Genomic DNA, 4,212 nt, shown 5'->3' on the forward strand with positions numbered 1-4,212 from the left:
CGTCCCGTCCGCACCGCCGCCGTCGCCGTCCGCACCCCCGCTGGCGCCGGCCGTCACGCCCGTGCCGACGTCACCGCTGCCGGCGCGCCCGTGGGGCTCCCGCCCGCTGGACCGCTCCTCGCCGGCGCTGCCGTCCCGGCCCGCCCCGTCCTCGTCGCCGAGCCGCTCGACGCACACGCGGTCGGCGCGACGGCCGTCGAGGCGCAGCACGGTGAAGCGGTGCCCGAGGGCCTCCACGGAGTCGCCCTCGGCGGGCACGCGCCCCAGCTCGGCCATGACGAAGCCGCCGAGGGTCTCGAAGCTCCCCTCCGGCAGCTGGACGCCCGTCTCGTCGACCACCTCGTCGCGGTGCAGGAGGCCGGACACCTCGACCTGCCCGCGCACCGCCGCGCCGGCGTCGGCCTCGGCGCGGTCGTGCTCGTCCTCGATGTCGCCGACGAGCTCCTCGACGAGGTCCTCGAGGGTGACGATGCCGTCGGTGCCGCCGTACTCGTCGACGACCACGGCGATGTGCCGGCGGTCGCGGCGCATCGCCGACAGGGCGGGCAGCACCGCCTGGGTGCCGGTGACGAGGCTCACCGGCCGCATCACCGCCGTCAGCGGGCTCGCCGGGTCCTGGTGGCGCAGGGCCGTGAGGACGTCGCGCACGTGGACGAAGCCGATGATGTCGTCGACGCCCTCGCCGGTGATCGGGTAGCGCGAGTGCGCCTGGTGCTCGATCTGCCCGGCCGCCTCCTCGAGGCTGAGGTCGCCGTCGAGGAACTCGACCTCGGTGCGCGGGATCATGACCTCGGCGACGCGGCGGTCGGCGGCGGCGAAGACGTCGTCGATGAGCCGCCGCTCGTCGTCGTCGAGGTCCTCGTGCGTCGAGACCATCTCGCGCAGCTCCTCCTCGCTGACCTCGTCGCGCTCCTCCCCCGGGTCCATGCCGAGGAGGCGGACGACGAGGTTGGTCGACTTGTCGAGCAGCCAGATGACCGGGGTCGCGAGCTTGGCGATGCGGTCGAGCATCGGCGCGACGAGGCGGGACACGGTGTCGGGCTTCTGCAGCGCGATGCGCTTGGGCACGAGCTCGCCGAGCACCAGGGAGACGTAGGACACGAGCGCGGTGATGACGACGAGCGAGATCGTCGACGCCACCCCGCCGGGCACGCCCCACCCCTCGAGGACGGGCGTGAGGCGGCCCGCGATGGTCGCGCCGCCGTACGCCGAGGCGAAGAAGCCGGCCGCGGTGACGCCGATCTGGACGGCCGAGAGGAAGCGGTTGGTCGAGGCCCGCAGGCGCTCGACCGCCGCGGCCCCCCGCAGGCGCTCGCCGACCATCGCCCGGACCTGGCCGTCGCGCAGCGACACGAGCGCGAGCTCGGACATCGCGAAGACACCGCCCACGAGCACGAAGACGAGCACGAGGAGGATCTCCCAGCCGAGCGACATGGGCCCATCCTCGCGGGTGCTCGGCGGTGGCCGCGCCTCCGGGGCCCCGGTCGGGCGCGCGGAGCGTGCCATCCTCCGCGGGTGAGCACCACGCACGAGCCGCCCGCCCACGTCTCCGAGCTCTTCGACCCGAGCGCCTGGGCACCGGTGCCCGGCTTCGAGGACCTCGTCGACACGACGTACCACCGGTGCGTGCGCCCCGGCCCCGAGCGCGGCACGGTGCGCGTCGCGATCGACCGCCCCGAGGTCCGCAACGCCTTCCGCCCCGGCACGGTCGACGAGCTGCTCCGCGTGCTCGACCACGCCCGCCGCACGCCGGACGTGGGCTGCGTCCTCCTCACCGGCAACGGGCCGAGCCCCCGCGACGGCGGCTGGGCGTTCTGCTCCGGCGGCGACCAGAGGGTCCGGGGCCGGTCGGGGTACCAGTACGCCGACGGCGAGACGGCGGACACCGTCGACGCGGCGCGCGTGCGCGCCGAGGGCGGGCGCCTGCACGTCCTCGAGGTGCAGCGGATGATCCGGACGATGCCGAAGGTCGTCGTCGCCGTCGTGCCCGGGTGGGCCGCGGGCGGCGGGCACAGCCTCCACGTCGTCTGCGACCTGACGGTCGCGAGCCGCGAGCACGCCCGCTTCAAGCAGACGGACGCCGACGTCGGCAGCTTCGACGCCGGCTACGGCTCGGCGTACCTCGCGCGGATGGTCGGGCAGAAGCACGCCCGCGAGATCTTCTTCCTCGGGCGCACCTACGACGCCGAGGCCATGCACCGGATCGGCGCGGTGAACCTCGTCGTCGACCACGCCCGCCTCGAGGAGGAGGCCCTCGTCGTCGCCGCCGAGGTCAACGGCAAGTCGCCGACGGCGCAGCGGATGCTCAAGTACGCCATGAACCTCCCCGACGACGGCCTCGTCGGGCAGCAGCTCTTCGCCGGCGAGGCCACGCGGCTCGCGTACATGACCGACGAGGCCGTCGAGGGGCGCGACTCCTTCCTCGAGAAGCGCTCCCCCGACTGGTCAGCCTTCCCCTGGTACTACTGAGCCCCTGGTACTACTGACCGGCCCTTCGGGCACAGCTCTCGTCACAGCGGTGGAGACAGGACGCGGCTGACCGCGTCCTGCGTCCACCGCTGGTGCGTCAGGCCGTCGGCGGCGGCAGCGGCCGGCGGGTCGCGGCCGCGACGAGGACGAGCAGGAGCAGGACGACCGCGGCGACGACGCCGACGCCGAAGCCCGCGGACGGGCCGACGCGCTCGGCGGCCTGGCCGGCCAGCGCCGAGCCGGTGGCGACGCCGAGGACGATGCCGCTCGTCAGCAGCGTGAGGGCCAGCCCCGCGCCGCCTTCGGGGGCGAGGCGGCCCGCGACGTCGGTGATCGTCACGAGCAGCGGCCCGACGGCGAAGCCCGCGAGGACCGTCGTCAGCACGAGCAGCGGGATGCCGGGCGCGGCCCAGAGCATGAGCGCCGCGCCGACGACGAGGACGGCCGCCGACCCGGCCCACCGCCGCCAGGGTCCGAGCGAGGCGGGCAGGGCGACGACGGCGAGCGCCGTCGTCGCGGAGCCCACGGCCATCGCAGCGGCGAGCAGCCCGCCCGCCGTCGGGACGCCCGCGTCGGCCGCGGCCGCCGTCAGGGCCGTGTTGCTGCCGCCGAAGAAGGTGCCGATGGCGAGCATGCCGACGAGCGGGACGAAGACGAGCGGCTCGCGGCGACGGCGCGTCGCGACGGCCCGCCGCTCCTCGCGCTCCCGGGCGCGCTCCTCCCGCGAGCGCACCGGCACGGCGTCCGCCGACGGGTGCAGGGCGAAGGCCGTCACGAGGCCCACGACGAGGACGGCCGCGACGACGACGGGCGCCGACCCGCCGACGAGCGTCGCGGTGATCCCGACGACCGCGGGCCCCAGCGCGAACCCGACTTCGTCGGCGGTCCCCTCGAAGGCGAAGGCCGTGCGGACGTGCCGCGGGGACATCGCCATCCACCGCACGCGGGAGAGCGGGCCGATCTGCGGCACCGTCAGCCCCACGCCCGCGGCAGCGACCACGAGCGCCACCGGGTCGGCGCTCGCCGCGGCGACGAGCAGCGAGACCAGGGCGAGCACGTGCAGCCCCGCGACGACGAGCAGCACGCGCCGCTGCCCGAGGCGGTCGGCGAGCGCCCCGCTCGTGGGGGCGCCCACGGCCTCGCCGATGGCGGCGCCGGCGGCCGCGGCCCCGGCGATCGCGGACGACCCCGTCGACACCTCCCCGAGCGTGAGGACGCCGACGGGCACCATCGTGATGGGCAGGCGGGCCCCGAAGGTGATGGGCAGGTAGGACCGGCCGGCGACCGCGGGCAGGACCCGGTACTGGGCGAAGGAGCCGGTGAAGGTGCGCCACCGCCCGCGCACGACGGCGCCCGGGGAGGACGCCGAGCCGGGCGTCACCGGTGGGGGCGGGCTCGCGCCCTCGCGGGTGGCGTCGTGGGGGGCGGGGCCGCCCGCCCGCTGCTCGGGCCGGGTGCTCATGCGGGTGCGCTCCAGTGCTCGCGCGCCTCCCCACCACAGGCGTCGCCGGTTCCCTGGAGCCCGGTGCCCGGGCCCGTCGGGGCCACGGTATCCCGGCTCCCCCGACCGCGCTGCGTACCGTGCCGCCGGTGACCGGCCCGCGCCCCTCCCCGTCGAACGCGCGGCGCCGTGCGCCCCGCGTGAAGGAGGTGGCCGTCGACGCGGCCGCCCCGGAGGGCGCCCGCGACGACCCGGACGCGTGGGCGGCCGCCCGCGCCCAGCAGCTCGCCGAGCGCCTCCCG

3 protein-coding genes are annotated in these 4,212 nt (G+C 76.5%); 1 reads left to right on the forward strand and 2 read right to left on the reverse strand.

Features of this window, described 5'->3' with window-relative positions; all coding sequences use genetic code 11:
- A partial coding sequence (locus tag HLB09_RS13780) for a hemolysin family protein (RefSeq protein WP_171203919.1) occupies positions 1-1,434 on the reverse strand: 1,434 nt, incomplete at its 3' end.
- Between the two features lie 81 nt (positions 1,435-1,515).
- On the opposite strand from HLB09_RS13780, the gene HLB09_RS13785 reads away from it, so the two are divergent.
- Positions 1,516-2,469, forward strand: a complete 954-nt coding sequence (locus HLB09_RS13785) for a 1,4-dihydroxy-2-naphthoyl-CoA synthase (protein WP_171203920.1) — start codon at positions 1,516-1,518, stop codon at positions 2,467-2,469.
- 97 nt (positions 2,470-2,566) lie between these two features.
- Here the strand turns inward: HLB09_RS13785 and HLB09_RS13790 are convergent, their stop codons facing one another.
- Positions 2,567-3,931: an MFS transporter gene (locus HLB09_RS13790; RefSeq protein ID WP_171203921.1), complete on the reverse strand. Its 1,365-nt coding sequence runs from the start codon at positions 3,929-3,931 to the stop codon at positions 2,567-2,569.
- Positions 3,932-4,212 lie beyond the last annotated feature (281 nt).

Source organism: Pseudokineococcus marinus, assembly GCF_013004605.1.
Taxonomy (GTDB): domain Bacteria; phylum Actinomycetota; class Actinomycetes; order Actinomycetales; family Quadrisphaeraceae; genus Pseudokineococcus; species Pseudokineococcus marinus.

Coding starts and splice junctions, on each gene's coding strand:
- HLB09_RS13790 (WP_171203921.1), bottom strand. CDS start 3,931: ATGAGCACCCGGCCCGAGCAGCGGGCGGGCGGCCCCGCCCCCCACGAC.